The 25,679-nt window shown below is 68.7% G+C and carries 23 protein-coding genes and 1 tRNA gene; 15 read left to right on the top strand and 9 right to left on the bottom strand.

Annotation, left to right across the window (positions count from 1 at the left end; genetic code table 11):
• Positions 1-61 precede the first annotated feature (61 nt).
• From QXH22_RS23775 to QXH22_RS23750, 6 genes are all read left to right on the top strand, one after another.
• On the top strand, positions 62-973 hold the full coding sequence (locus QXH22_RS23775) for a UTP--glucose-1-phosphate uridylyltransferase (RefSeq protein WP_306245849.1): 912 nt from the start codon (positions 62-64) through the stop codon (positions 971-973).
• A 43-nt stretch (positions 974-1,016) separates the two neighbouring features.
• Positions 1,017-2,297 (top strand): gephyrin-like molybdotransferase Glp, encoded by a 1,281-nt coding sequence (gene glp, locus QXH22_RS23770; RefSeq protein ID WP_306277201.1) that lies wholly within the window; start codon positions 1,017-1,019, stop codon positions 2,295-2,297.
• Between the two features lie 14 nt (positions 2,298-2,311).
• Positions 2,312-2,965 (top strand): GNAT family N-acetyltransferase, encoded by a 654-nt coding sequence (locus tag QXH22_RS23765; RefSeq protein ID WP_306245845.1) that lies wholly within the window; start codon positions 2,312-2,314, stop codon positions 2,963-2,965.
• A gap of 257 nt (positions 2,966-3,222) precedes the next feature.
• On the top strand, positions 3,223-4,290 hold the full coding sequence (gene glpR, locus QXH22_RS23760) for a gephyrin-like molybdotransferase receptor GlpR (protein WP_306245843.1): 1,068 nt from the start codon (positions 3,223-3,225) through the stop codon (positions 4,288-4,290).
• Positions 4,291-4,340: 50 nt separating this feature from the next.
• Positions 4,341-4,413: transfer RNA gene (locus QXH22_RS23755), tRNA-Ala, on the top strand.
• 199 nt (positions 4,414-4,612) lie between these two features.
• Positions 4,613-5,422: a sulfotransferase gene (locus tag QXH22_RS23750; protein ID WP_306245841.1), complete on the top strand. Its 810-nt coding sequence runs from the start codon at positions 4,613-4,615 to the stop codon at positions 5,420-5,422.
• Between the two features lie 18 nt (positions 5,423-5,440).
• Here the strand turns inward: QXH22_RS23750 and QXH22_RS23745 are convergent, their stop codons facing one another.
• The 3 genes from QXH22_RS23745 to QXH22_RS23735 form a co-directional block, all read right to left on the bottom strand.
• Complete coding sequence (locus tag QXH22_RS23745; RefSeq protein ID WP_306277200.1) at positions 5,441-7,933, bottom strand: PE family protein; 2,493 nt, start codon at positions 7,931-7,933, stop codon at positions 5,441-5,443.
• Between the two features lie 185 nt (positions 7,934-8,118).
• Complete coding sequence (locus tag QXH22_RS23740) at positions 8,119-8,943, bottom strand: hypothetical protein (RefSeq protein ID WP_306245837.1); 825 nt, start codon at positions 8,941-8,943, stop codon at positions 8,119-8,121.
• The gene (locus QXH22_RS23735; RefSeq protein ID WP_306245835.1) at positions 8,940-9,521 is read right to left on the bottom strand and encodes a TetR/AcrR family transcriptional regulator; all 582 of its coding nucleotides are present in this window, start codon (positions 9,519-9,521) and stop codon (positions 8,940-8,942) included. Before QXH22_RS23735 ends, QXH22_RS23740 begins: the two co-directional genes overlap by 4 nt.
• A gap of 161 nt (positions 9,522-9,682) precedes the next feature.
• Between QXH22_RS23735 and QXH22_RS23730 the strand changes: the two genes are divergently transcribed.
• Together QXH22_RS23730 and QXH22_RS23725 are read left to right on the top strand one after the other, a co-directional pair.
• The gene (locus tag QXH22_RS23730) at positions 9,683-10,639 is read left to right on the top strand and encodes a helix-turn-helix transcriptional regulator (protein ID WP_306277198.1); all 957 of its coding nucleotides are present in this window, start codon (positions 9,683-9,685) and stop codon (positions 10,637-10,639) included.
• 52 nt (positions 10,640-10,691) lie between these two features.
• Positions 10,692-12,635 (top strand): SpoIIE family protein phosphatase, encoded by a 1,944-nt coding sequence (locus QXH22_RS23725; RefSeq protein WP_306277197.1) that lies wholly within the window; start codon positions 10,692-10,694, stop codon positions 12,633-12,635.
• Here QXH22_RS23725 and QXH22_RS23720 read toward each other — a convergent pair.
• Entirely contained in the window at positions 12,627-13,169 is a 543-nt protein-coding gene (locus QXH22_RS23720; protein ID WP_306277196.1) for a hypothetical protein, read from the bottom strand. The genes QXH22_RS23725 and QXH22_RS23720 overlap by 9 nt on opposite strands.
• Before the next feature lie 74 nt (positions 13,170-13,243).
• Here QXH22_RS23720 and QXH22_RS23715 point away from each other — a divergent pair, with 74 nt between their 5' ends.
• Positions 13,244-14,035, top strand: a complete 792-nt coding sequence (locus QXH22_RS23715; RefSeq protein ID WP_306245826.1) for a DUF4239 domain-containing protein — start codon at positions 13,244-13,246, stop codon at positions 14,033-14,035.
• 82 nt (positions 14,036-14,117) lie between these two features.
• On the opposite strand, the gene QXH22_RS23710 is transcribed toward QXH22_RS23715, so the two are convergent.
• A complete protein-coding gene (locus QXH22_RS23710) occupies positions 14,118-14,864 on the bottom strand; it encodes a class I SAM-dependent methyltransferase (RefSeq protein WP_306245824.1) in 747 nt (248 codons plus the stop codon).
• A 145-nt stretch (positions 14,865-15,009) separates the two neighbouring features.
• Between QXH22_RS23710 and QXH22_RS23705 the strand changes: the two genes are divergently transcribed.
• From QXH22_RS23705 to QXH22_RS23695, 3 genes are read left to right on the top strand one after another with little or no spacing between them, the layout of a single operon-like run.
• Positions 15,010-16,005, top strand: a complete 996-nt coding sequence (locus QXH22_RS23705) for a GNAT family N-acetyltransferase (RefSeq protein ID WP_306245822.1) — start codon at positions 15,010-15,012, stop codon at positions 16,003-16,005.
• 37 nt (positions 16,006-16,042) lie between these two features.
• Complete coding sequence (locus QXH22_RS23700; RefSeq protein WP_306245821.1) at positions 16,043-16,708, top strand: DUF5642 family protein; 666 nt, start codon at positions 16,043-16,045, stop codon at positions 16,706-16,708.
• Positions 16,709-16,730: 22 nt separating this feature from the next.
• Positions 16,731-17,390, top strand: a complete 660-nt coding sequence (locus QXH22_RS23695) for a DUF5642 family protein (protein ID WP_306277195.1) — start codon at positions 16,731-16,733, stop codon at positions 17,388-17,390.
• On the opposite strand, the gene QXH22_RS23690 is transcribed toward QXH22_RS23695, so the two are convergent.
• Positions 17,387-17,995: an alpha-ketoglutarate-dependent dioxygenase AlkB gene (locus QXH22_RS23690; RefSeq protein WP_306245817.1), complete on the bottom strand. Its 609-nt coding sequence runs from the start codon at positions 17,993-17,995 to the stop codon at positions 17,387-17,389. The two genes, QXH22_RS23695 and QXH22_RS23690, sit on opposite strands and share 4 nt — an antisense overlap.
• A gap of 81 nt (positions 17,996-18,076) precedes the next feature.
• Between QXH22_RS23690 and arcA the strand changes: the two genes are divergently transcribed.
• Positions 18,077-19,285, top strand: coding sequence for an arginine deiminase (gene arcA / locus QXH22_RS23685; RefSeq protein WP_306245815.1), 1,209 nt, complete (start codon positions 18,077-18,079; stop codon positions 19,283-19,285).
• 159 nt (positions 19,286-19,444) lie between these two features.
• Positions 19,445-20,293: a hypothetical protein gene (locus tag QXH22_RS23680; RefSeq protein ID WP_306277194.1), complete on the top strand. Its 849-nt coding sequence runs from the start codon at positions 19,445-19,447 to the stop codon at positions 20,291-20,293.
• 75 nt (positions 20,294-20,368) lie between these two features.
• Here QXH22_RS23680 and QXH22_RS23675 read toward each other — a convergent pair whose 3' ends face one another.
• Positions 20,369-21,961, bottom strand: a complete 1,593-nt coding sequence (locus tag QXH22_RS23675; RefSeq protein WP_306277192.1) for a dolichyl-phosphate-mannose--protein mannosyltransferase — start codon at positions 21,959-21,961, stop codon at positions 20,369-20,371.
• A gap of 24 nt (positions 21,962-21,985) precedes the next feature.
• On the opposite strand from QXH22_RS23675, the gene rsmI reads away from it, so the two are divergent.
• Entirely contained in the window at positions 21,986-22,849 is an 864-nt protein-coding gene (gene rsmI / locus QXH22_RS23670) for a 16S rRNA (cytidine(1402)-2'-O)-methyltransferase (RefSeq protein WP_306277190.1), read from the top strand.
• A 25-nt stretch (positions 22,850-22,874) separates the two neighbouring features.
• Here the strand turns inward: rsmI and QXH22_RS23665 are convergent, their stop codons facing one another.
• Positions 22,875-24,230 (bottom strand): hypothetical protein, encoded by a 1,356-nt coding sequence (locus QXH22_RS23665; RefSeq protein WP_306245809.1) that lies wholly within the window; start codon positions 24,228-24,230, stop codon positions 22,875-22,877.
• 148 nt (positions 24,231-24,378) lie between these two features.
• On the bottom strand, positions 24,379-25,635 hold the full coding sequence (locus QXH22_RS23660) for an aminodeoxychorismate synthase component I (RefSeq protein WP_306245807.1): 1,257 nt from the start codon (positions 25,633-25,635) through the stop codon (positions 24,379-24,381).
• Between the last annotated feature and the right edge of the window lie 44 nt (positions 25,636-25,679).

The following is a 25,679-nucleotide window of genomic DNA, read 5'->3' as shown; positions in this document are numbered from 1 at the left end:
ATCCGCGCGTTCTCCCCGCCAGAGGGTTTGTATAAGGCCGATAAGGCTATGGTGTGAATCGATGTCACGACCAGAAGTAGCGATTCCGTTCACGGCGATCGTCCCCGCCGCCGGCTTGGGGACCCGTTTTCTTCCTGCGACGAAGACGGTGCCCAAGGAGTTGCTGCCCGTCGTTGACACCCCCGGCATCGAGCTGGTGGCCGCCGAGGCCGCCGACGCCGGCGCCGAGCGCCTGGTGATCATCACCTCCGAGGGCAAGGACGGGGTCGTCGCGCACTTCGTCGAGGACCTGGTGCTCGAGGGCACCCTGGAGGCCCGCGGCAAAAAAGCCATGCTGGCCAAGGTCCGTCGGGCTCCGGCCCTGATCAAAGTCGAGTCCGTGGTGCAGGCCGAACCGCTCGGGCTGGGGCACGCGATCAGCTGCGTAGAGCCCACCTTGGCGGCCGACGAGGACGCGGTCATGGTGCTGCTGCCCGACGACCTGGTGTTGCCCGCCGGCGTGCTGGAGACGATGGCGCAGGTGCGCGCCGAGCACGGCGGCACGGTGTTGTGCGCCATTGAGGTGTCGCCCGAAGAGATCAGCGCCTACGGCGTCTTTGACGTCGAACCGATTCCCGGCGGCGGCAACCAGGACGTGCTGCGTGTCAAGGGCATGGTCGAAAAGCCCAAGTCGGAGGACGCGCCGTCGCTGTTCGCGGCGGCCGGACGCTACGTGCTGGACCGCGCGATTTTCGACGCGCTGCGCCGCATCGACCGCGGCGCCGGCGGCGAAGTGCAGCTCACCGATGCCATCGCGCTGCTCATCTCCGAGGGCCATCCGGTCCACGTGGTGGTGCACCGCGGATCCCGACACGACTTGGGAAATCCCGGCGGGTACCTCAAGGCTGCGGTTGACTTTGCATTGGATCGTGACGACTACGGCCCGGAACTGCGGCGGTGGTTGGTGGCGCGATTGGGCCTGACCGAACAGTAACCGGCGGCTCAGTTCGCCTGGCTGGACGGCAGGAAGGCGCACTGTGCGTTCTGTGGAGGAGCAACAGGCACGGATATCGGCGGCAGCGGTGGCCCCCAGGCCGATCAAGGTCGCGATTGCCGAAGCCCAGGGGCTGCTGTGCGCCGAAGAGGTCGTGACCGAACGCCCGCTTCCCGGATTCGACCAGGCCGCCATCGACGGTTACGCGGTGCGCAGTGTCGACGTGATGGGGGTCGGTGATTCCGGACCCTTGGAAGCCGTCGGCGACGACGGCGTGGCCGAGGTGCGCGAGGTTGTCACCCTGCCGGTGATGGGCACCATCGAGGCCGGTGCGCGGACGCCGAGCCGGCTGCAGCCGCGCCAGGCCGCCAGGGTGCAGACCGGGGCGCCGCTGCCTACTCTGGCCGACGCCGTGCTACCGCTGCGCTGGACCGACGGCGGCATGAACCGGGTCCGCATTCTGCGCGGGGCGCCTTCGGGCGCGTACGTGCGGCGCGCCGGTGACGACGTGCAGCCCGGCGACGTGGCGGTGCGTTCCGGGACGATCATCGGCCCGGCGCAGGTGGGCCTGCTCGCGGCGGTCGGCCGCGAACGCGTGCTGGTGCATCCGCGCCCGCGGGTATCGGTGATGGCGGTCGGCGGCGAACTGGTCGACATCTCCCGCAGCCCGGGCAACGGGCAGGTCTATGACGTCAACTCCTACGCCCTGGCCGCCGCGGCGCGCGATGCCGGGGCAGAGGTCAACCGCGTCGGGATCGTCAGCAACAACCCGAAGGAACTCGGCGAGATCGTCGAGGGGCAGCTCAACCGGGCTGAGGTGCTGGTGATCGCCGGCGGGGTGGGCGGTGCCGCGGCCGAGGCCGTTCGCTCGGTGCTGTCCGAACTGGGCGACATGGAGGTCGTGCGGGTGGCCATGCACCCGGGATCGGTGCAGGGCTTCGGGCAGCTCGGCCGCGACGGCGTGCCGACGTTTCTGTTGCCGGCGAACCCGGTCAGCGCGCTGGTGGTTTTCGAGGTGATGGTGCGGCCCCTGATCCGGCTGTCCCTGGGCAAGCGCCATCCGATGCGACGTATCGTGCAGGCCCGCACCCTGTCGCCGATCACGTCGGTCAGTGGGCGCAAAGGGTTTCTGCGCGGCCAGTTGATGCGTGATCAGGACAGCGGCGAATACCTGGTGCAGGCGCTGGGGGGAGCGCCGGGGGCGTCGTCGCATCTGCTGGCCACGCTTGCCGAAGCGAACTGTCTGGTCGTGGTGCCCAGCGGCGCCGAGCAGATCCGCACCGGCGAGATCGTCGACGTCGCCTTTCTGGCTCAGCACGGCTGACTGCGGCCCGGCTCGTGAACCTGTTGCGATCCAATTCCCGTCATCCCGGCTGGCCGATGAGTATGGGGCCGTTGCGGGTGGCGGCCGGGGTGATCCGGTTGCGGCCGGTACGGATGCGCGACGGCGCGCCCTGGAGCCGGATTCGGCTGGCCGATCGTGCGCAGCTGGAGCCATGGGAGCCCAGCACCGACGGCGAATGGTCGGTGCGTCATTCGGTGGCCGCGTGGCCGGCGGTGTGCTCGGGACTGCGGGCGGAGGCGCGCAAGGGCCGGATGCTGCCGTACGCAATTGAACTCGACGGGCAGTTCTGCGGTCAGCTGACCATCGGCAACGTCACACACGGGGCTTTGCGGTCGGCATGGATCGGTTACTGGGTGTCCAGCGAGCACACCGGCGGCGGGGTGGCCACCGGGGCGGTGGCCCTGGGGCTCGACCACTGCTTCGGGCCGGTGATGCTGCATCGCGTCGAGGCGACCGTCCGTCCGGAGAACGCCGCCAGCCGAGCCGTGCTGGCCAAGAACGGTTTTCGCGAAGAGGGCCTGCTGCGGCGCTACCTCGAGGTGGACCGCGGGTGGCGCGACCATCTGCTGGTGGCGATCACCGTCGAAGAGGTCTACGGGTCGGTGGCTTCGACGCTGGTGCGTGCCGGGCGCGCCAGCTGGGTGTAGCTCTCCTGGTTCTTCTCCGCCGAGATTGCCGTCACGGTTGTGCTCGGGGCGCTGGTCGCGACCATCACGGCAATCTCGATGACTTCACACGCGGGATCGGTGACCAACCGAAATAAAATTGTGGCTAGCGTGACATATGTGGCGTGTGATGCTTGAAAGAGGCAAATTACAGGTGTGTAATTGCCCTGGTCGCAGCGACCCGGCCACGCAGGCGGATCAGGCCTCGCGGGGATCGCAACCGAAGAGAGCAGGTCATCATGCCAAGCATCCCGCAATCGTTGTTGTGGATTTCGCTCGTGGTCCTGTGGTTGTTCGTGCTGGTGCCGATGCTGATCAGCAAGCGTGACGCCGTTCGGCGCACCAGCGATGTGGCGCTTGCCACCAGAGTGCTCAACGGCGGTGCCAGTTCCCGCCTGCTCAAGCGAACCGGTCCGGCGGCGGGTCACCGCAGCAACCCTGACTGGAAGCCGGAAGAAGACTGGGACACCGAGCCGATCGACGGTGCTTTCGCCGATGCGGACAAGGACCATGCCGCTGACGACGCCGACACCGACGAGCTGATGCGGCCCCGGTCGGTCGTCACCGCGATGGCCCGTGCCGAACAGGTCGCGGAGGTCGCCGAGGTTGCCGAGCCCGACTATCTCGATGTCGACGTGATCGACGAGAACGCGCCCGCCCTGCCGGTGGGTGCCGGCGAGGCGCGGTCCCAGACGGAGGGGCCGGCGCTGGCCGCGGTGGAAGCCGAGGCGGTCGACGCGCACGAGGACGACTCCGACGATGACCTCGCCGATGACGAGTACGAGTATGTCGACGACTCTTCCGGTCTGGAACCCGAGGAGGACGACGAGGGGGACGACGCGCCGCCGGCCTACGCGGTAGGCGTCAACAGGCGGCGCAGGTTCGAGAACAAGACCGCCGCCGCGGTCAGCGCCCGCAAGTACGCGTTCCGCAAGAGGGTGCTGGTGGCGATGGCGGTGGTCCTGGTCGGCTCGGCGATCGCCGCCTTCGAGGTGACGCCGATGGCCTGGTGGCTGTGTGCCGCCGCGACGACGGTCACCCTGATGTACCTGTTCTACCTGCGGCGGCAGACCAAGATCGAGGAGCAGGTACGGCGGCGCCGGATGCAGCGGATGGCCCGCAGCCGACTGGGCGTGGAGAACACTCAGGACCGCGAATACGACCTGGTCCCGTCGCGGTTGCGCCGTCCCGGAGCGGTGGTGTTGGAGATCGACGACGAGGACCCGATCTTCGAGCACCTGGACTACGCGGTGCCGATGCGCAACTACGGCTGGCCCCGCGACCTGCCGCGCGCGGTCGGGCAGTAGTGCGCGGTTCGTACCTTCGCGGTCGCGGCTGGTAGCCTGCTTAGCGATCAGGGGCTATGGCGCAGTTGGTAGCGCGACTCGTTCGCATCGAGTAGGTCGGGAGTTCGAATCTCCCTAGCTCCACCGGTTCGAGGCGTTGTCAATCGCGCAGTACTTCCTTTGCTGGTGCGCCGGCCCCGATGGTGACGGGCTTGGCTCGTGGTGGGCGGCCGCGTCCATGTGCAATCAGCCGATTACGGAATTCTCAATCCGTTAGCATCACGGCATCGCACGGATTACAGGTCGCAGGGCATCTAGGTGCGGGAAGTAGGCGGGGCTTGTCGTGGTAGCCATCCATTTCATCTCGGGTCTGCCGCGCTCGGGTTCGACGTTGCTGGCCGCGTTGCTGCGCCAAAATCCGCGGTTCCAGGCGGGGATGTCGGGTCCGCTGGCCGGCCTGTTCGGCGCGCTGCTCGACGAAATGGGCGGGCGCAACGAATTTTCGGTGTTCATCGACGACGCCAAGCGAGAGCGAATCCTGCGCGGGTTATTCGAAGATTTTTATGCGGACTCCACCGCCGAGGTGATCTTCGATACCAACCGCGGCTGGTGTGCATGGATGCCGGCGATTGCGCGGCTGTTTCCCGAGGCGAAAGTGATTGCCTGCGTGCGTGAACTGCAGTGGGTGGTGGACAGCATCGAGCGATTGATCCAACGCAACGTCTTCAGCCCGTCGTCGATCTTCAACTACAGCGCCGGCGGCACGGTCTTCAGCCGCGCAACGAGTGTGGTGGCGCCCGATGGCATGGTCGGAGGGCCCTACGATGCCCTGCGGCAGGCATGCTACGGCGCGCAACGCGATCGACTTCTGTTGCTGCAGTACGAAACCCTGAGCACCGACCCGGCCAGGGCGATGCAGGCCATCTACTCGTTTCTCGGTGAGCCGGTCTTCGACCACGACTTCGGCCATGTCGAGTACGACGTCACCGAGTTCGACGAGCGCGCCGGGACACCGGGACTGCACACCGTGCGCCCGACCGTCAGGGCCGAACCGCGCGACACGTTATTACCGCCGGATCTGTTCAACCGCTTCATCCACGACGCCTTCTGGCGCGACCCGGAGAGGATTCCCGACGGGCTGAGGGTCGTGTGAGGCTGTCAGGGAACACTATTACGGCACATTCACGCCGGGCGTTCCGGTGACGACCGCTCCCGTCACAACGGCGGGAGGGGGAACTGTCAGGTCGGCGGCGCCACCCCCACCGCCGGTGCTGCCCAGGCCGGTGCCGCTACCGCCGGTGCCGCCGGTGCCGGTACTTGTGGTGATGGTGCCGCCGGCATTGGCGGTGAAGAACGATTGGCCGCCGGTGCCGCCGACGCCGTTGTCGATGCCGGCACCGCCGTCCCCACCGGTCGTGGCGCTGCCAGAAACGGTGCCGCCCCCGGTGGCGTTGATCAGGGCGTTGCTTGCGGCGCCGCCGATGCCGCCGTTGCTGCCAGCCCCTCCGACCCCGCCAGTCGCGGTGCCAGTGGTGACTGAGCTCCCCGCGCCACCGGCCAGGACGGTGGCCCTGCCTCCGTAGCCGCCGCGGCCGTTGGTGGCCGCGCCTCCGTCACCGCCGGCGGCCGTGCCGCCGGTGACGGTGCCGCCGTTGGCGCCTCTGATTCCGCCGTAGTTTCCGTTGCCGCCGTAGCCGCCGGTGCTGCCCGCACCTCCAGCGCCGCCGATGGCGCTACCGCTGGCGTTGCTACCCGCGCCGTAAGCGGTGACAATCGCGAACCCGCCGCCGCCGCCGCGGCCGTTGGTGGTGCCTGCGCCCCCCAGACCGCCGGTGGCCGTGCCTGTGGCGGTGCCGCCGTTATAAGCGCCGATCCGGGAGCCGCCCCCGTAGCCGCCGCGGCCGCCATTGGTGCCCGCGCCCCCGTCGCCGCCGCTGGCGGTGCCGCTACCGGAACTGCCAGCACCGCTGGCGAAGAAGTAGCCGCCACCGCCGCCACCGCCGCGGCCACTGGTGGTGCCCGCGCCCCCGACGCCGCCGATGGCCGTGCCGGTGATGGTGGCGCCCCCGCTCGCGCTCAGGGTGGCGTTGCCTCCGCGGCCACCGCTGGCGTCGTTGGTGCCGCCGGCCCCGCCGACACCGCCGGTGGCGGTACCACTGGCGGAGCTGCCGACGCCGCTGGCGGCGAGGGTTGCGTTGCCTCCGGAGCCGCCAACCCCGCCCGCGGCCACGGTGGTGCCGGCGCCACCGGCGCCACCGTCACCGCCGGTGGCGGTACCGCTGGTGGCGCCGGCGCTGCTGGGTAGCACCCTGGCCCCCCCGCCGCCACCGCCGCCACCGCCGCCGTAGCCTGGCCCTCCGCTGGTGGCTGCGGCGCCCGCGCCGCCGGCCCCGCCGATGCCTGCGGTCGCACCGGTACCGACAGCCCCGCCGCTGCCTCCGTTGCCGCCGTCCCCGCCAGCGCCGTCGGTGCCACCGGCGCCGCCGGAAAGGCCACCCCGGCCGCCGGTGCCGCCGGCCGCGCCGGTGCTCGTGGAAGTCCCGGCTCCGCCCAGACCGCCAGTGCCACCCCTGCCGCCGTCGCCGGCACCGCCGGTGGCGCCGGCGGACCCCAAGAATCCGCCGGAACCGCCGGCCCCGCCGACGCCACCGGTGCCACCGTCACCGCCATGACCGCCGGTACCGGCCGAGGCGAACTGCGTGCCTGAGGCGCCCTGCGCGCCGGTGCCGCCCACGCCGCCGTCCCCGCCGACACCGCCGCCCCCGCCGCTCCCGAACAGCCCGACCGCGTGGCCGCCGACACCACCGACCCCGCCTGGGCCGCCACGGCCGCCAGACGCACCGGGCGCGGCCATCGGGTCGGCGGTCGCGTCATAGCCGTAGCCACCCTGCCCGCCGGCACCACCGGCGCCGGCGGCTCCACAGAGCTGATAGCTGGTGCCGCCGGCCCCGCCGTGACCGCCCATGCCTGCTGCCGCGGTTGCAGAACCGGCCGCACCGAGCCCGCCGACACCACCGGCCCCGCCGCCGCCGAAGATCAGCCCACCGGCGCCACCGTTCCCTCCGGTACCGCCGGCGGCACCGCTGGCTGCATAGGCGGTCCCGCCCGAACCGCCGTGACCGCCTGAGCCGAACAGGAAGGCTGACCCGCCGGCCCCACCACTGCCACCGGTGGGGCTAATGGCCGTACCCGGCGTGCCCGACCCGCCATCACCGCCATTGCCCCATAGCCATCCGCCGGGCCCACCGGCTTGCCCGGTGCCCGGTGCCCCATTGGTGCCGGGCCCAAACAGCGGACGTCCGGTGAGCTGCTGGACCGGAGTATTGATGGCGTCTTCTAACCCCGCGGCCGCAGACGCGGCCGCTTGCAGCGGCGAGGCGCCGGCGGCCTCAGCGGCCGCATACAAGAACCCACCGCTATTCAGCGACTGCACGAACTGGTAATGAAACAGCGACGCCTGCGCGCCGAGCGCCTGGAATTGCTGGGCGTAACTACCGAACAACGTCGCGACCGCCACCGACACTTCGTCCTCAGCGGCCGCGACGATCGACATCGTCGAGCCACCCGCGGCCGCATGGGCCGCCCTGATCGACGATCCCAGGTCGCGAAGGCTGGAAGACGCTGCGGCGAACTCATCGGGCGCGGCGAACACAAAAGATGACATCGTGACCCCCTACTGCGAGCGGGCGGCCCATCTGCGAGAAGAACCCTCAAGACCGTTTTGAGAGGGTAAGCCCGCCCGCTCGAATCACCGCCCGCCTCGCGACGATCCGATGACACACGTCCCGTGGATTAGGGACTTTGGTCACACCTGGTTGCGAGCCAACAGGTCGACCCGCAGCAAACAGGTCATGGATGCATCACCAGGTACGTCTCGTTGTCTAGGCCGGCGGTCAGCTCGTCGACATCAAACGGGCGGTCCAACCGAGCGTGCAGCGCCTTGACGTCGACCAACAGGCTGATCTCCGCGGTCTGGCGGGCGAACAGCCGGCCGATCCACGGATAGATCCGCCGCATCACCGCCCGCTCGCCGGCGGTGCAGCGTGACGCGCAGTACCCGACATGCCCGATTTCATCGGTCAGGATCTCGCTGTAGAGCAGTTCGATACGAGCTGCCACCTCAGGTTCGTCCGCAAACAACTCTGCCCCGGCCCGCCGCAACTCGTCGAACATGACGCAGCCGGCCATCTCCGCGGCTCCGACGAACATGAAGCCGAGCCGTTGAGGGATGAAGACGCCGGTCTTGACGAACTGCCGCATCACGAAAGGCGGTGGCACGACTTGAAACGCCAGATCGAAGACGTCGAGCGCGTAGGCCAGCAGCCGGGTGTGGTAGTGCTCCTCGAGTTCGAGGTAGACGTTCTCCGGCGGCAGGTTCTCGTCGCTGTTGCGCCCGTAGGTTTCACCTAGCCCGACGCCGAAGCGCTCTGCCTGGTTCAGTTTGGCGGTCGCCAGCAGGAACAGCATTTTCCTGTCCAGCCCGGGTTCGGGCCGCCGGCGGCGCAGATTGCGCAGGAATGTCGCGCGATCCGCGGGGTGTACGGACCGGACCGGGTTGGCTTCCAGGTCGTGGAAGAACTGCTCGCGGTTCGCGAGCTTTCGGTTGAGCAGGTCGGCTTCGCCGTCACGCCTGGCCAGGAATTCCCGGTAGCCTTCGATCCCGTTGCGGTTCATCGCTTCTCCATTCCTTTGACAATTGTTGCCACATAACGGCGTAACAGTGCGGCGTCGTGCGCCCCGGTGGCGAGCAGGGCGAAAAGCCCGGTGAGGAAAAAGGTTCCGAGTTCTCCGGGGTCGCCATCCGAACAGACGTCCCCCGCCTGTTGTGCCCGGCTGATTACGGCGGTCAGAAAATCAAGGAGCGGATGCTGGGCCAGATCGTTATCGGCCGGATGGGTCGAGGCGAAGTGCAGGCCCAGCATGTCACGGAAAACAACTGTGCCTAAACGGCTTTCGGCGTCCAACACGCGCTGGACCAGTCGCCTGAGCACCGATTCCAGATCGCCCTCGACCGCGGCGAGTTCGTCGGCGATCCGTGCTTCCTCGTTGCGCTCCAGCTCTACCAGTACGTGCTCCTTGGTGGGGAAATGAAAATAGAACGTGCCACGCACCACCCCCGCCGCAGCGGCGATGGCACTGACATCGGCAGCGGCCAGCCCCCGGCCCGAAATCTCGGCCAGGGCGGCGTCGAACAATCGCGTCCGCGTCTCGAGTCGCCGAGCCTCCCTGGCGGACGGCGGAGCGGAAACCATGCGAAGACGCTACGCCTGTTCACTGACGGCCGTCAATGACACCTGTCAGTGAAGTTTGCGCCGCGGCAGGTCGCTATGGATTAACACAACGCTTGTTGGATAATGATCTCGTCGGTTCCACACGAAGCCGCGGTAGTGGTCTACGTCGAAAGCCCGCGCACATGTTCACTGTCTTGCTCGACACCGCCGACCTCGGCGAAGCCGAGGAGGTCGTCAGCGCCAGCTTCGGGCGTGTCCGGATGGCTGTCGGTGAGCACGGTGTCCCGACCAGGAGCCGCATAGAGCGTGCGATGGTCGGATCGGTGAGTGTCGACGTCGCGGATTTCGACTTCACTTTCAGCTACGCCATGGTCCCCCCGGAGCGGATCCTGCTCGTGCGGGTGCGGTCGGGCGGCATCGACGCGCGGATCGATCGCGGCGCCTTCGAGGGATTCCGGGCCGGTCAGGTCGGGGCGTTCGGCGCCATCGCGGGTGAGTCGCTGATCGGGATGTGTCGCCATGCCAGTACTGACTTGTACTCGGTCGACCGGGCCCTGCTCAGCCATGTGGCTGCGGATTCGCCGGATTCTGAGGACCACGTGCGGCTCACCGGTTCGGTGCCGATATTCCCGGCTGCCGGCGCGCAGTTGGTGGCCGCCCTGGACCACGTGCGCTCAACGGTGGCTACAGACTCTGATGCGGAACGTAATCCGCTCGTCGTGGGGACGGCGCAGCGCTACATCGCGGCCAGCATGCTGGCCACGTTTCCGAACACCGCGGTGCTGGAACCGATCGCTGCGGACCGGCGCGACAGCACTCCCGTCTTATTACGCCGTGCCATCGCCTTCATCGAGGAAAACGCGGACACCGACATCTCGCTCGCCGACATCGCGGGGGCTGTCTATGTCACACCGCGCGCGCTGCAGTACATGTTCCGCAAGCACCGCGACTGCACGCCGATGGAATACGTCCGCCGCGTCCGGCTGCATCAGGCTCATCTCGACCTCGTCACCGGCGACCAGGCGACGGCGACCGTAGGTGGCGTCGCCCGTCGTTGGGGATTCGGCCACCTGGGTCGCTTCGCCGTCTATTATCGGCAGCACTACGGCCAGAGTCCGCACGTCACGCTTCGCGGCTAGGCGGCATCCCCTGCCGATTTGAGAAGACAGCGCAAGGGGTACAAGGGTTGCGATGAGTACCGATCCTGACGTCGGCCGCCCCTGTGGTGACGACGAGACGGTGCGTGCAACCTTCGACGGCCTGCCGGTGATCGCGTGCGCGCTGGCCGGGCCGCAGCTGCGGCTGGTGGCCTGCAACGCCGCGCACCGCGCCTTCTACCCGAACGCGCTATTGGGCGTGGCAGCCGACGATTTCGGGCCCGAGCTGCGTGAGCAAGGCATCCTGGACATGTACGACCGGGTCTATCAGACCGGGGAACCACTGCACGTCGCCGAGGTGCGTGTCCAGGTCGATCTGGACGGCAGCGGGGTCCGGGAGCGGTTCGTCAACATCACCGCGGTCGCCCAACGCGATTCGCGCGGGGAGATCACAGGTGTCGTGATCGTCGGCGCCGACACCACCGAGTCGGTACAGGCTCGGCTGGCGGCGGAAGAACGGGCCCGGGAGATGGCGGGCCGTTACCAGTCGGCGCGTGCTGCCGCCGGCGTCATGCAGCGGGTGTTGCTGTCGCCGAGCGTGCCGGTGTTGCCGGGCGCTGAGATCGCCGCCGCCTACCTGGTGGCGACCCAGGACACAGCGGCCGGCGGCGACTGGTTCGACGCCCTCACCGACCCCGGCGGGCGACTGCTGCTGGTCGTCGGCGACGTGGTCGGGCACGGCGTGCAAGCGGCGGCGGTCATGGCACAGCTGCGTACCGCGGTGCGAATGCAATTCCACAGTGGCGCGGGCATTCTCGATAGCCTCGCGGCAGTGGACCGGTTTGTCGCGGAGATACCGGGGGCAAAGTCGGCCACCCTGTGCGTCGGCCGGTTGGACACGGCGACAGGGGAATTCGAATACTGCACCGCCGGGCATCCGCCGCCGCTCGTCATTCCCGCGCGCGGCAAGGCGCAGTATCTGCAAAGCACCGGATCGGGCCCCCTGGGCGGCGGGCGGGGTTTCGGCACCCGGAAGGCCACCCTGGCGGTCGGCGACCTGGTCATGCTCTACAGCGACGGAATCATCGAACGGCCGGGTCGCGATCTTGCCGCCAGTGCCGCGGAAGTGGCCGAGGTGACGGCGCGCGTCGCGAGCGGGAAGCCGTTTCCGCTCGACCCTGCCGAGACGCCCGTGGACAGACTGTGTTCACACGCGGTCGAGTTGCTGGTGCGAACCACCGGCTACAGCGACGACATCACCCTGCTGGCCGCCCAGCGCCGCACACCGCCGCCGGCATTGCACATCGAAAGCCGGGCCGATGAGACCGCCGAGCGCACCGTCCGGGCCTCGCTGCGTCAGTGGCTGGCGGGGATGGGCGCCGATGCCGGCAACACCCAGTCCCTGGTGCACGCCGTCAGTGAACTGGTCGCCAACGTGGCCGAACACGCCTACGACTCAGCATCGCCGGGTGACTTCTCCATCGATGCGGAACTCGACTTCGGTGGCCGGGTGCGCGTCGTGGTGGCCGATTCCGGCACCTGGAAGGATGCGGAGAGCGGTGCCCACCGGGGCCGTGGTCTGGCGATTGCGCGAGCGGCCGTGCCTGACACGATCGTCACGCACAGCGGTGACGGCACCACCGCCACCGCCACCCACATCCTGACGCGGCAATCGGTCTACACCGAGCTGGCCGTGCCCGCCCCACGGGTCAGCGCGCCCACGACGTTCGACGTCGGCACCTCCGAGGACGGCTACATCGTCGTCGTGGGTGACGTCGACACGCTCGCCGCCCCCGAACTGAGGGAGGTCCTCTCGGTGCGCAGCCGGGCCGGCACCAGATCTATCCAGGTGGATCTGAGTGCGGTCACCCACCTCGGCTCCGCCGCCGTCAGCGTGCTCGCCGACGCGTGCGATCTTGCCGACCGGCAACGCACGACGTGCACCCTGGTAGCGGTTCCGGGTGGTGTCGCACACGACATCCTCGCCATGGTGGGCCTGCCGGCGACGCACGAACCGGCAGACTCGCAGCTACTCTGATTCGAGTGAAAACAATTCTGGCGCAATGGATTTAGTGCGATAGGTGCGCGTGCCCGAGGACACGGTCAGCACGATGCGCGGCGGTGGGTCCTCCGAACCCGCGGCGTTGTTGGCGGCACTGGCGAACCGTTGCGCATGCCGCAACTCGGTGAGGAAGACCGCATTGCCCTGCGGCGGAATCTCGTGGGGGACGTCGGCGCCGGCGATCGGCTTCTCGACCGGCACCAGCGAGGTGCCGTCGGGATCGGTGCGGATGGCCCAGCCCGCGACGTGGAACGGGCTCCTGCCGGCGTTGACCACCTTCACGCCGATGATCAGCGGAACGTCCTCGAGGTGGTCGGCGACAGCGGCCAGCGACTCGCGCACGTCGGAACTCGCGTCGTTGGTCACCAGCCCGTCAGGCGTGAGCCGCCCGATCACCGGCCTGAGCTTCGGGCGGGGTCGCTGATTGCGGTAGCCGATCAGTTGCCAGCCCAGCGACACCACGGCGAGCACGGTGGCGACCACGCCGAGAACGAACCCCGCGACGCTCATTGCGCACTCCAGAAATCGGCCACGGGTCAACGCTACTGGTTAGAGTCGGTGCGTTGGGGGAAGGAGTGGGGCGAGTGAGTAGTTGGATCGTCGCCAATGTTCCATCGTGGCTGCTGCTGATCGTGCTGGTCATCTGCATCGCCGGCGGTGCGGTGCTGGCCCGCAAACTCGTCCGCCGCAAGTACCCGCAGCTCGCCGACGGCGATCACAACGACGCCACGCGGTTCGCGTACGGCGTCGTCGGCTTCGTCTACGCGTTCTTCATCGGGTTCGTCGTCTCCGGCATGTGGAGCCAGATCAATACCGAGGACGGCCAGGCGCGCGACGAGGGCACCGCCGGAATTCAGCTGGCCAGGGACCTTACGGCGTTCGACGGGCCGGACGCCGATCGAATCAGACAAGCGTTGCTGGACTACGAGCGCGCCGCGCTGACCGAGTGGCCATTGGCGGTCCGTGGTTACGAATACCCACCGGCCGACAAGGCGCTACAGCGCGTCTACCTCGCATACCAACAGGTGCAGCCGCACAACGACAACCAGAAATCCTTCCTGGCAACATCTTTCGGAACCCTCGACAAGATGAGTAAGGCGCGCACGGAGCGGGTGATGCAGGCGCAGACCAACACGGGGCCGTCATTCGCGCTATGGACGGTGATCCTGCTGACCAGCGGGCTGGTGCTCAGTTGCGCGATCATCTACGGCGTCGAGCACCCGCGAATCCACAGCGTGATGGTCGCGACCGTGGGTGTGCTGGTGGCCGTGAACCTGTTCCTCGTCCTCGAGCTCTCGCACCCCTTCCTGGGGGAGATGGCGACCTCACCGGACCCGCTGCGCGACGTGATCACCGTCCTGACAGCGTCGAACTAGACTGTGCGGCGCGCCGCCTGATGAAGTTTTACCAAGTACTGGTCCGGTTGTTCGATGTCTGCGAGGCTGCTGCGTCCTAGCGTCAGGCCGGTTTGGTCGCCGTGACGAACTGCAGCGCCCGCTGCGTCTGCTGTTCGACGTCGGTCAAGCCAGCCTCGCTGAACAGATCGACGAAGGCGTCCTTGTCGAACATGGTCAGTCCGATCAGGCGTGCGGTCGTGTTCAGCGCGAGGTTGATCGGCGGCGGCTGGCCGGCGTAACTGGTCAGAATGGCGATGCGACCACCGGGCCGTAGTACCCGGATCATCTCGCGAGCCACCCGGAACGGTTCGGGTATCAGATACAGCGCGCCGAAACAGCACACCGCGTCGAAGGTTTCGTCGCCGAACGGCAAGTCGCGTGCGTCGCCGCGGACATAGCAGGTCCGTGGCCCGTTGTTGTCCTGCACGGCCCGGGTCAGCATCGGTTCGGAGATGTCAAAGCCCACCGCGAGGCTTCCGGTGGACAGCTGAGCGGCCAAAGGTGCGGTGAAATTGCCTGGCCCGCAGGCCACGTCGAGCAGCCGCGTGGCGCTGCGCAGGTGCAGCGCCGAGGCCGCGCGGCGCTCCTCGGCCTGGGTGGTGACGCCGCTGGCCAGGTAGAAGGACGTTGGCCGCCACAGCCCTTCGTAGACCGCCGCGACGAACGGGCTGTTCATGGCGCGCTGCGCAAACGTCGGGACCGGGGCGGCCGTCGACTCGCCCAGCACGTCGAGGTAGCCGTGCCGCAGCGTGGCGGGCCTGCTGAGCAGACTTCGGGTCAGTTCGACCCGGTCCTGGTTATCGATCATTTCTGGTCCATTTCGGGAGGCTCACGTCTTGCCGGCGACCTGCTGCCAGGCTAATGCGAGCGCCTGCGGACTCCTTGCAGGGGCGGTGGCTGACGCCATAACCTGAGGCGGATCGGACCCAAAGCTGGGCCCAAAACGGGTAAGCATGGACGGGATGGCCGAATTGAGCGGCGTGGGGGCCGAAGAACTCGCGGCAATGGACATCTTCAAGGGTTGTCCGGCCGAGGATCTACTACCACTGGCGTCCTGTCTTGCCCCGCTGCAGGCCCCGGCCGGGCAGATGCTGATGCGCCAGGGGGAGCAGGCCGTCTCCTTTCTGCTGATCAACTCCGGCAGCGCCGAGGTGATGCACGTCGGCGACGACGACACGGTGATCGTCGAACAACTGGTGCCCGGCATGATCGTCGGGGAGATCGCGCTGCTCCGCGACATCCCGCGTACCGCGACGGTCACCACGCTGGAACCGGTGACCGGCTGGATCGGCGGCAAAGAGGCGCTGACCCAGATGGTGCATGTCCCCGGGATCATGGACCGGCTGGTCCGCACCGTCCGCCAGCGTCTGGCGGCCTTCATAACACCGATCCCGGTGCAGATGCGCGACGGCAGCCAACTGATGTTGCGTCCCGTTCTCCCCGGTGACAGCGAGCGCACCGTACACGGGCATATTCATTTCTCCAGCGAGACGATCTACCGGCGCTTCATGTCTGCGCGGGTGCCCAGCCTGGCGATGATGCACTACCTGGCCGAGGTCGACTACGTAGACCATTTCGTCTGGGTCATGGTCGACGGCAGCGACCCGGTCGCCGATGCCCGCTTCGTGCGCGACGAGAACGATCCGACGGTCGCCGAAATTGCGTTCACCGTGGCCGACGCGTACCAGGGACGGGGCATCGGAACCTTCCTGATCGGCGCGCTGGCCGTCGCCGCCCGGGTGGACGGTGTCGAAAGATTCTCTGCGCGAATGCTTTCCGACAACCTGCCGATGCGCACCATCATGGACCAGCACGGCGCTGTCTGGCAGCGCGAGGACATCGGGGTCATCACCACCGTCATCGACGTGCCGAGCGAGCTCGGCTTCGGGCACGCCATGGAGGAGCAGATCAAGCAAGTCGCCCGGCAGGTGATCGAGGTGGTGAGTTGATCACCGTGGCAGCCGCCCCGGCGTGATATGAACGGGCATGCGGCCGTTCTGGTTTGGCCCGTTGCCGGTCCTGATGCTGGCGGGCTGCGCGGCCTCGCCCGCGCCCGCTCCGTCGGTGACCTCGCCGACTCCGACCGTGCACGCTGCGGGGATCACGCCCGGCAACATCCGCCGCGTGGGGCGTGAGCTGCCGGCCGGTTACGAGGTGTCCAACATCGCCCGCGCCCCGTCGCCACGCGCCATCTGGGGTCTGGGCGACCACGCGGCGGCCAGCCCTCCGGAGTGCCTCCCGCTGGCCGAACCCGCGGCCGGCCGCGATCAGCCCGCTCAGGGTGTCTCCGGATCGGGGCCGGGCGGAATCGTCGACGCGGTCGTGGTGGCCGCACCGGCGGCACTGCCGCGCGACGTCGTGGCCGCCTGCGGGCACTGGGACCTGACCGCCGGGCGCACCGTGGTGAGTGTGGGGCTCATCGATGCCCCCCAGGTGGAGGGCGCGACAACCCTCGGCATGCTTGCGGACATCCGGGCGGCCGTCGAGTCTGGTAGCGAAATCGATTCACGGGCATACACATTCATCGCCTACCTGGGCGACTACTACGCCTTCACCACGCTCACCACCGATCCCGGATCGATGCTGCCACCGCTGCCGCCGCAGTTCGCGGCCGATCTCCTGGTCAAAACGGTCTCGACGCTGCGCGGCTAAACGGTTGGGTAGATTGGCCACGATGTTGAAGCTGATGCTCGCACTCGGATCGGTGTGCCTGCTCGTCGGCTGCTCCCCGGGAGCCGATCCCGGGCGCTCCACCAAGGGCGACATCGCCAGAATCACCGACCTCAAGTCGAGCTTCGGGCCGGAATTCAAGGTCACCGACATCACCCCGCGCGCGATCGACCCGCAGTTCTTCGCGTCCCGTAAGCTGCCTGACGGGCTCACCTTCGACCCCGCGAACTGCGCCAAGGCGGCCGTCGGCCCCGAAATGCCGGCCGGGGTCGAAGGCAACATGGCCGCCATCTCCGCCGAGGGCAACGGCAACCGCTTCGTGGCTCTCGCCGTCGAGACTTCCAAGCCGCTACCGCTCACCGACCCCGGCAAAGACTGCGCCAAAGTCGGGTTTTCCGGCGCCCAGCTGCGCGGTGCCATCGAGGTCGTCGATGCCCCGAAGATCGACGGCGTCCACACCCAGGCCGTGCACCAGGTGCTGCAGGCGCTGGTCGAGGGGGCGCCGCGCACCGGGGAGCTCTACGACTATTCCGCCCAATTCGGCGACTACCAGGTGATCGTGATCGCCAACCCGCTGGTGGTGCCCGGACAGCCGGTGGCCAAGGTTGATACCCAGCGGGCGCGTGATCTGCTGGTCAAGGCGGTCAGTGCGGTCCGCGGCTAACGCACGTCGCGGGGCCGGAACTGGATGCTGACCCGTGGGCCGGCTGCCCCGGTGGTCTTGGGAACCGCATGCTCCCAGGTGCGTTGGCACGATCCGCCCATCACCAGCAGGTCACCGTGGGCCAGGGGCAATCGCAGAGAGGGGCCGCCGCCGCGTCTGCGCATCGCGAAGGTGCGGGTGGCGCCCAGGCTGACGATCGCCACCATGGTGTCCTGCGAGCTGCTGCGACCGATGGTGTCGCCGTGCCAGGCCACGCTGTCCGACCCATCGCGGTAACAGCACAAACCGACGGTGGTGAAGGGTTCCCCTAACTCGCCGCCGTAGATGTCGTTGAGCCGGCGGCGCAGGCGGGACAGCGCGGGGTGCGGCGGAGCTTCGACCGCTAAGTCATGGAAACTGACCAGCCGGGGTACGTCGACCACCCGGTCGTACATCTGCCGGCGTTCGGCCCGCCAGGGCACCGTGCGCAGCAGCGCCTGCAGCAGCTCGAGCCCGTCAAACGGGCCGTCCCGCAGCCAGTTCGCCCGGATGTCGATGAAGGCGCCGTCACCGAGTTGCCTGCGTTCGTTGTGCTCGAAGAGCGAGCCCTGAGCCGCGATCGCCACGGACCCCAGTCTATCGCACACCAGTTCGATCATCCGGCGTGTGGCGCGCCCGATACGGCCCGCGCGGCTACGGTTTGATCTGTGGGTGTGGAGCTGGGCGTCAATTCCGAGGTGGGCGCGCTGCGGGTTGCCATCCTGCACCGCCCGGGTGCGGAACTGTGCCGGCTCAACCCCAGCAACAACGACCAGTTGTTGTTCGACGGGTTGCCCTGGGTCGCGCGGGCGCAGGACGAGCACGACCAGTTCGCCGAGTTGCTGCGCAGCCGCGGTGTGGAAGTGCTGCTGCTGTCGCAGTTGCTGACCGAGGCGCTGCAGCACAGCGGTGCCGCGCGGATGCAGGGCGTGGCAGCGGCGGTCGATGCCCGACGGCTGGGACCCATTCTGGCGCAACAGCTTTCGGAGTACCTGAGAGGTCTCGAGCCGGCCGCGCTGGCCGACGTGCTCACCGCCGGCATGACCTTCGAGGAACTCCCGCCGAGCACCCGCAGTGGCGTGTCGCTGGTACTGCGGATGCACCACGGCGCGGATTTCGTCATCGAACCGCTGCCGAACCTGGTGTTCACCCGCGACTCGTCGATCTGGATCGGGCCCCGGGTGGTGATCCCGTCGCTGGCGTTGCGGGCGCGCAGGCGCGAGGCTTCGCTGACGGACATCATCTACGCGCACCACCCGCGGTTCACCGGCGTGCGGCGGGCCTACGAGTCGCGCACGGCCCCGGTCGAGGGCGGCGATGTGTTGCTGCTCGCTCCGGGCGTCATTGCGGTAGGCGTAGGGGAGCGGACCACGCCGGCGGGCGCAGAAGCGTTGGCGCGCAGCCTCTTCGACGACGATCTGGCGCACACCGTGCTCGCTGTGCCGATCGCCCAGAAGCGCGCGCAGATGCACCTGGACACCGTCTGCACGATGGTCGACACCGACACGGTGGTGATGTATGCCAACGTCGTCGACACATTGTCGGCGTTCACCCTGCGGCGCACCGCGGCCGGTGTGGTGATCGCGGACGCCGAACCGTTCGCGGAGGCGGCCGCCACCGCGATCGGCATCGAGAAACTTCGGGTGATCGACACCGGCCGCGACCCCGTCGTCGCCGAACGCGAGCAGTGGGACGACGGCAACAACACTCTTGCTCTGGCGCCGGGGGTCGTCGTCGCCTATGAGCGCAACGTCGCGACCAATGCCCGGCTGCGTGACGCCGGCATCGAGGTGCTCACCATCTCGGGCTCGGAACTGGGCACTGGGCGCGGCGGGCCACGGTGCATGTCCTGCCCGGCCGCCCGCGATCCGCTCTAAGTCGTTGTCGCGCCGAGATTGCCGTGAGGGTCGCACCAGCGGTGGGTTTCGCAGCCGCGGCGGCAATCTGGGTGACCCTCGCGCCGTCGTAGCGGGTTATCAACAGCCCGCACCGCTTACTGGCTGGGCGAGCTGAGGTGATTCCCGCACGATCGGCACGTGTCACAGGTCTTTCGCGGCAGCGAAGCGCTCGCCGGCGGCGCGCTCACCCGCGGCCAATTGCGTTGGAACTACCGAAAAATCCATCACGACGTATATCTGCCGAAAGACGCATCCAGGACGCTGTGGGACAACATCTCTGCGGCATGGCTGTGGTCGGGCCGCCGGGGAGTCATCACCGGTCGTGCGGCCGCGGCACTGCACGGAGCGAAGTGGGTTGACGACTTCGCGCCGGTCGAGCTGCTAGGCCCCTTCAATCATCCGCCGCCCGGTGTGATCGTTCGCCGGGAACGGATCATCGCCGAGGAGATCACGGAGCTGGCCGGCGTCCCCGTGACGACGCCGGCGCGAACGGCTTTCGATCTGGGCCGGCACCTCCCGCGCAACCTGGCCGTCAGGCACCTCGACGCACTGTGCGCCGCGACTGGGCTGGTCGAATACGACGTGCAGCCGCTGTTCGGTCGATACCAGGGGGCCAGGGGGACGCGATCATGCCGAAAAGCGTTGTGCCTGATGGACGCTGGCGCTGCGTCCCCGCGGGAAAGCTGGTTGAGGCTGCTGCTCATCGACGGTGGCCTACCGCGACCCGCCACTCAGATCCCAGTGCGGGACGCGACAGGCCACCTGTTGGCGTATCTGGATCTGGGCTGGGAGGGGCCGATGGTCGCGGTCGAGTACGACGGCGACCAGCACCGCACCGAGCGCGGGCAGTACGTGAAAGACATCAGGCGATGGGAGATGGTCGAAGATCTCGGCTGGCGGGTCGTCAGGGTGGTCAAGGAAGACCGGCCCAGCCGCATCCTCGAGCGCGTGCGGGACGCGCTGGCAGCCCGCGGATTCGCGACCTGACGTCCCCGAGATTGCGGCCACGGTCGCGACAAGCGGGCGAGACGCGACCGCTACGGCAATTTCGGCGCGAAAAGGTCACCGCCAGCTGGGCAGCCAGATCTCCATATCCCAGGTCTGCTGCGAGATCGGCAGACCGGTCAGCACCGGGAACAGCCAGGCGAAGTTCGTCACCACGAGCGACACATAGCAACAGACCAGGATCAGCCCGAGCGTGCGTCGCTCCTTGTTCTGTCCCGGCTGGTGCAGGATGTCGCCGAGGATCAGCGCGATGCCCATCACCAGGAACGGACCCATCGTCGCCGCATAGAAGAAGTACATCTGCCGGTCGATATCGGCGAACCACGGCAGCCACCCTGCGCAGTAGCCCACCCACACCACCGCGTAGCGCCAGTCGCGGCGTACCACCATGCGCCATGTGGTGTAGAGCAGCACCGGTACCGCCAGCCACCACAACGCCGGGGTGCCCACCAGCATCACTGCCTTGACGCAGGACTGCGCCCCGCAGCCGGGCACATTGTTCTGGTCGATGGCGTACAGCACCGGCCGCAGCGACATCGGCCAGCTCCACGGCTTGGATTCCCAAGGGTGGTGGTTGCCCGCGGAATTGGTCAGGGTCGCGTGGAAGTGGAAAGCCTTCGCGGTGTAGTACCACAGCGATCGGATGGCGTCGGGCAGCGGCACTTCGCTGTTCGGCCCGATCGTCTGGCCCACCTGATGGCGGTCGATCGCCGTCTCCGAGGCGAACCAGCCCGCATAGCTCGCCAGATAGACGGCGAACGGGATCAGCACCAATGCGTACAGCGACGGGATGAGGTCGCGCCACAGCGTTCCCAGCCAGGGCCGGGGCACCTGGTACTGACGCCGGGCGGCGATGTCGAAGGCCAGCGACATGACGCCGAAGAACGCGATGAAGTACAGGCCGGACCACTTGGTCCCGAAGGCCAGGCCGAGCAGCACCCCGGCGCCGAAGCGCCACCAGCGCACCCCCAGCCGCGGACCCCACACCGTCTCGGCGCAGCGCCCTTCGAGGTAGGCGTTGTGCATCCGCGCGCGAACCTGGTCCCGGTCGACGACGAGCGCGCCGAAGGCCGCCACCACAAAGAACGTGAGGAATCCGTCCAACAGTGCCGTCCGGGCCGTCACGAAGCTGACTCCGTCGCAGATCACCAGCACCCCGGCGATGCCGCCGACCAGACTCGACCGGCTGATGCGCCGCACGATCCGGGTCACCAGCACCACCAGACCCACGCCCAGCAGCGCGCCGGTGAACCGCCAGCCCACTCCGGTGTAACCGAACAGCGCCTCACCGATCGCGATCAGCTGTTTGCCGACCGGCGGATGCACGACCAGCCCGAACCCCGGGTTGTCCTCGATCCAGTGGTTGTGCAGGGTCTGCCAGGCCTGCGGGGCGTAGTGCTTCTCGTCGAATATCGGTGTGCCCGAGTCGGTCGGCGAGCCCAGATTGAGGAAGCGGGTCGCCGTCGCCAGCACGGCGATCACGGCGGTCACGAGCCAGCCGCGCAACCGATCTACCGGCCCGAAGTCGGCGACGGGCACCAGGGGGGCCGGGCTGACCGTGGCTGACGGGCCGGGGTCCGCGCGCCCAACGCCGACCTCCGCGTCAGGGCCGGCCTCGCGGATGGAGGTTTCTTGGGGCGGGGCGGTCATCACGTCGATCGTAGGCTGTCCGTCATGACCACTGGGCGCCTGTTACTGGGTGCGACGCCGTTGGGGCAGCCTGCGGATGCGTCGCCACGCCTGATCGAAGCATTGGCCGAAGCCGATGTGGTAGCCGCCGAGGACACCCGGCGGGTGCGAAACCTGGCCAAGGCCCTCGATGTCACGATCGGGGGCCGGGTACTCAGCCTGTTCGACCGGGTCGAGAGCACCCGGGTGGGGACGCTGGTGGACGCGATCGGTTCCGGTGCCACCGTGCTGGTGGTCAGCGATGCCGGGATGCCGATCATCAGCGATCCCGGCTACCGATTGGTCACCGCCTGCATCGAGGCGGGTCTGCCGGTGCAGTGCCTGCCCGGCCCGTCGGCGGTGACGACCGCGCTGGTGGTGTCCGGGCTGCCGGCCGAGAAGTTCTGCTTCGAGGGCTTCGCGCCCCGCAAAGGATCGGCGCGCCGCACCTGGCTGGCCGGCCTGGCCGACGAACGGCGCACCTGCGTGTTCTTCGAATCCCCGCGCCGGTTGGCAGCGTGTCTGCGCGACGCGGTCGAGCAGCTCGGCGGCGCCCGGCAGGCCGCGATCTGCCGGGAACTGACCAAAGTGCACGAGGAAGTGGTGCGCGGATCACTCGACGAGCTGGCGGCCTGGGCGGCCGACGGCGTGCTCGGCGAGGTCACCGTCGTGCTGGCCGGGGCAACGCCGCGGGCCGATCTGTCGACGCTGGTCGGCGACCTGGTCGCCGAGGTGGAGAATCTGGTGGCCGGTGGCATCCGCATCAAGGACGCGTGCAGCCACGTAGCCGCCGGATACCCGGATGTGCGGTCGCGACAGCTCTACGACGCTGTGCTCAAGTCCCGTCGCGAGACGGAGCCAGAGGCTTAGGAAGAGCCAGGAACAGGCCTCTTGCTCAGAAGCAGGGGCCGCCTGGGATCGGGCACAGCGGCGGGTGCGGAATCGCCGGCAGCGCGGGCAGCGGCGGCGGAGCCGGCAGCGGGGGCAGACCCTGCGGTAGCGGGGGCAGACCCTGGGGCAGCGAGGTGGGGATGCCGGCCGCGGCGGCCATGGCCGGCAGCGCGGCGAGCACCGTGGCCGGGTCCACACCCGGCAGCGCCGGCGCACCGCCGAGCAGTGCGGGCAGCACCGCCGCGAGCGTCGCGGGATTGACCCCCGGGATACCGCCACCGGTCAGGGCCGGCAACGCGGCCGCCAGCGCAGCCGGGTCGATCCCCGGCAGCGGCGGCAGACCCGGGATACCGGCGGCGATCGCCGGCAGGGCGGCAACCAGCGCGGCCGGGTTCACCCCCGGCAGACTCGGCAGACCCGGGATACCGCCGGCGGCGGCCAGCGCCAGCAGGTCCGTCGGCGACACACCCGGCAGGCCGGGCAGGCCGGACGAGGCCAGCGCCATCAGGCTCGCCGGCGAGATGTCGGGCAGGCCCGGCAGGCTGATGCCGGGCAGGCCACCGGCCGCGGCCAGCCCGATCAGACCCGCAGGCGAGATACCCGGCAGGCCGGGGATGCTGAGGGCGGGCAGGCCCGGCAGGCTCAGCGCGGGCAGGGCGGCGGCCGGCAGGGCCGCGGCTGCCGAGGGCAGCAGCATCGAGCTGAGCGAGTTGATCGTGCCCTGCGCCGCGGGCAGGATGCCCGAGGACTGCAGGGCGTTATAGGCCAACACCACGTAGGTGACGGCGAGCGCGCTGGTGGACACCACGCTGGCGACCGTGTTTCCGACGCCGAGGACGCCGTTGACGACGGCGGAGGCCGCGTTCACCCCGTAAGGCACGCCGGCCAGGCCGGCAACCCCGCCGGCATAGCCATAAAGGTCGGGTAGGCCGGGGATGCCCATGCCGGGAACGTCACCGATGCCGGGAAGCGCCGCGGCGTTCGGGTCGAAGCCCGGTGGCAGCGCGCTGGCGGGAGGCGAGGCGGGGGTGACGGTGTTGTCCGAACCGGGCAGCAGCCCCGGTCCGGCGGGCGACGGACCCGGAGGCGTGTAGGCCGCCGGCTCGGCGGGCGGACGGGGCGCTACCGCCGACGATGGTGGCTGCGGCGGCTCAAGGGCCGACGGGGCACCACCGGAGGTTGCGGCGGGGGGCTTGCCGGTTTCGGGCATGAGGACCGATGCCAACTTGTCACACTGCTGACCTGCACTGCAGGTCCCGCCGACCGTCGTCCGGCTCTGGTTGGAGATCGTCAACGGCGCAACCGCCAGCGCACCACCCAACACGGCGGCAGCCGCAGCGCCCGCGATGGCAACTCTCATGACAATCCTCTCCCGACCCTTCGGAACCCCTCGCGTCTGACGCGCGAAAGACACGCGTCGATGGCAGAAGCTTATGCGTACCCGGCGGCCCATGTGGCCGATCGGAAAAATTCGCACCAGTCAACTATGCGTTCGCAGATTTGCTGAGCTAACTCACCCGGCTCGCCGTCGCGGACGTTTGCAGCCCTACCACGGGCGCGGCTTTGTGCAGGCACTCGGCCCACTCGGCGTCCGGGTCGGAGTCTGCTGTGATGCCGCCGCCGACGCCCAGCACGGCATTGTCGAGTGCGTCGAATTCGACGGTGCGGATTGCCACGTTGAGTTCACAGCCCGCCACTGGTGATGCCATTCCGACTGTCCCGCAATATATTCCGCGACGATTGCGTTCCCACTGCGAAATAAGCTGGCGGGCACGTAGTTTGGGGGTTCCGGTGACCGACGCCGGTGGGAAGGTGGCGTCCAGCAGCTGCGCCATCGGGAGCTCGGCGGGCACCTGCGCCGACACCGTCGACACCAAGTGCCACACTCCGGGTGCGCGCCGCACCACCAGCAGTTCGGGAACGGTTACCGTACCGGTAATCGCCACTCGCCCAAGGTCATTGCGGACCAGATCGACGATCATGATGTTCTCGGCGACTTCTTTGGGCGACGCCCGCAGCGCCGACGGCCAGGCATCCAGCGGCAGCGTTCCCTTGATCGGGCTGGACGTCACCACGTCGTCCCTGCGGCGCAGAAACAGTTCCGGCGAAAGTGAGGCGACCGCCCCCCATGGTCCAGCGACGAACGCGGCCCGGGCGGGGGAGGTCCGGGCCACGCCGTCGATGAAGAAGTCCAGCGGCGATCCGCTGACGGTCCCGGTGAACTGAGTGCACACACAAGCCTGGTAAACCTCGCCTGCCGCGATCGCCTCCAGGCACGCCAGCACACCATTGCGGTGTGCTGAGCGGTCCCCGGCCACCCATTCGATCTGGCACGTGGGTGCCGTTCTGGGGGTTGGCGCCAAGGCATCGGCCAACCAGGCCGCCAGAGGCGCACCGGACAGGCTCTCGTACCACCATTGTCCGTCCCGATCCCGGCGCAAGACGCAGTCGGTCCAGCCGCCGGCGGCCTCCGGAATGCGGTGGGGCCGCCCGTCGGCTCCGGCGTCGGGGTAAGACAGGAACCCGATCCAGCCCCCGCCTACCGCACCCAGCTGGGACTCTGTCGTCGGCTCGGTGCCGGCGGAGAACACCTCGCCCGCCGCAACCGGGCGCACCGGCACACTGGGCGCGATCACGGCCAGCGCTCCGAACCACTCACCGGTCAGTGCGGCCGGCGGCGGCAAGCCGAGCCGGCTGGTGGCGCGGCCGATGGCGCGCAGCACCTGCGGCGCGCCACCCAGATCGCCCAGCCGGTCGATTCGCACCGCTCTAGCTTGTCAGAACGGGGGATTCCGGCACGAGCCGAAGG

This window comes from Mycobacterium sp. TY814, from assembly GCF_030755175.1.
Lineage (GTDB): Bacteria > Actinomycetota > Actinomycetes > Mycobacteriales > Mycobacteriaceae > Mycobacterium.
This window is presented reverse-complemented; position numbering and strand designations above follow the sequence as displayed.

Excerpts from the sequence above, each read along its gene's own strand:
- QXH22_RS23775 (WP_306245849.1), top strand. The coding sequence starts at position 62 with ATGTCACGACCAGAAGTAGCGATTCCGTTCACGGCGATCGTCCCCGCC.
- glpR (WP_306245843.1), top strand. The coding sequence starts at position 3,223 with ATGCCAAGCATCCCGCAATCGTTGTTGTGGATTTCGCTCGTGGTCCTG.
- QXH22_RS23745 (WP_306277200.1), bottom strand. The coding sequence starts at position 7,933 with ATGTCATCTTTTGTGTTCGCCGCGCCCGATGAGTTCGCCGCAGCGTCT.
- QXH22_RS23740 (WP_306245837.1), bottom strand. The coding sequence starts at position 8,943 with ATGAACCGCAACGGGATCGAAGGCTACCGGGAATTCCTGGCCAGGCGT.
- QXH22_RS23735 (WP_306245835.1), bottom strand. The coding sequence starts at position 9,521 with ATGGTTTCCGCTCCGCCGTCCGCCAGGGAGGCTCGGCGACTCGAGACG.
- QXH22_RS23730 (WP_306277198.1), top strand. The coding sequence starts at position 9,683 with ATGTTCACTGTCTTGCTCGACACCGCCGACCTCGGCGAAGCCGAGGAG.
- QXH22_RS23725 (WP_306277197.1), top strand. The coding sequence starts at position 10,692 with ATGAGTACCGATCCTGACGTCGGCCGCCCCTGTGGTGACGACGAGACG.
- QXH22_RS23720 (WP_306277196.1), bottom strand. The coding sequence starts at position 13,169 with ATGAGCGTCGCGGGGTTCGTTCTCGGCGTGGTCGCCACCGTGCTCGCC.
- QXH22_RS23710 (WP_306245824.1), bottom strand. The coding sequence starts at position 14,864 with ATGATCGATAACCAGGACCGGGTCGAACTGACCCGAAGTCTGCTCAGC.
- QXH22_RS23705 (WP_306245822.1), top strand. The coding sequence starts at position 15,010 with ATGGACGGGATGGCCGAATTGAGCGGCGTGGGGGCCGAAGAACTCGCG.
- QXH22_RS23700 (WP_306245821.1), top strand. The coding sequence starts at position 16,043 with ATGCGGCCGTTCTGGTTTGGCCCGTTGCCGGTCCTGATGCTGGCGGGC.
- QXH22_RS23695 (WP_306277195.1), top strand. The coding sequence starts at position 16,731 with ATGTTGAAGCTGATGCTCGCACTCGGATCGGTGTGCCTGCTCGTCGGC.
- QXH22_RS23675 (WP_306277192.1), bottom strand. The coding sequence starts at position 21,961 with ATGACCGCCCCGCCCCAAGAAACCTCCATCCGCGAGGCCGGCCCTGAC.
- rsmI (WP_306277190.1), top strand. The coding sequence starts at position 21,986 with ATGACCACTGGGCGCCTGTTACTGGGTGCGACGCCGTTGGGGCAGCCT.
- QXH22_RS23665 (WP_306245809.1), bottom strand. The coding sequence starts at position 24,230 with ATGAGAGTTGCCATCGCGGGCGCTGCGGCTGCCGCCGTGTTGGGTGGT.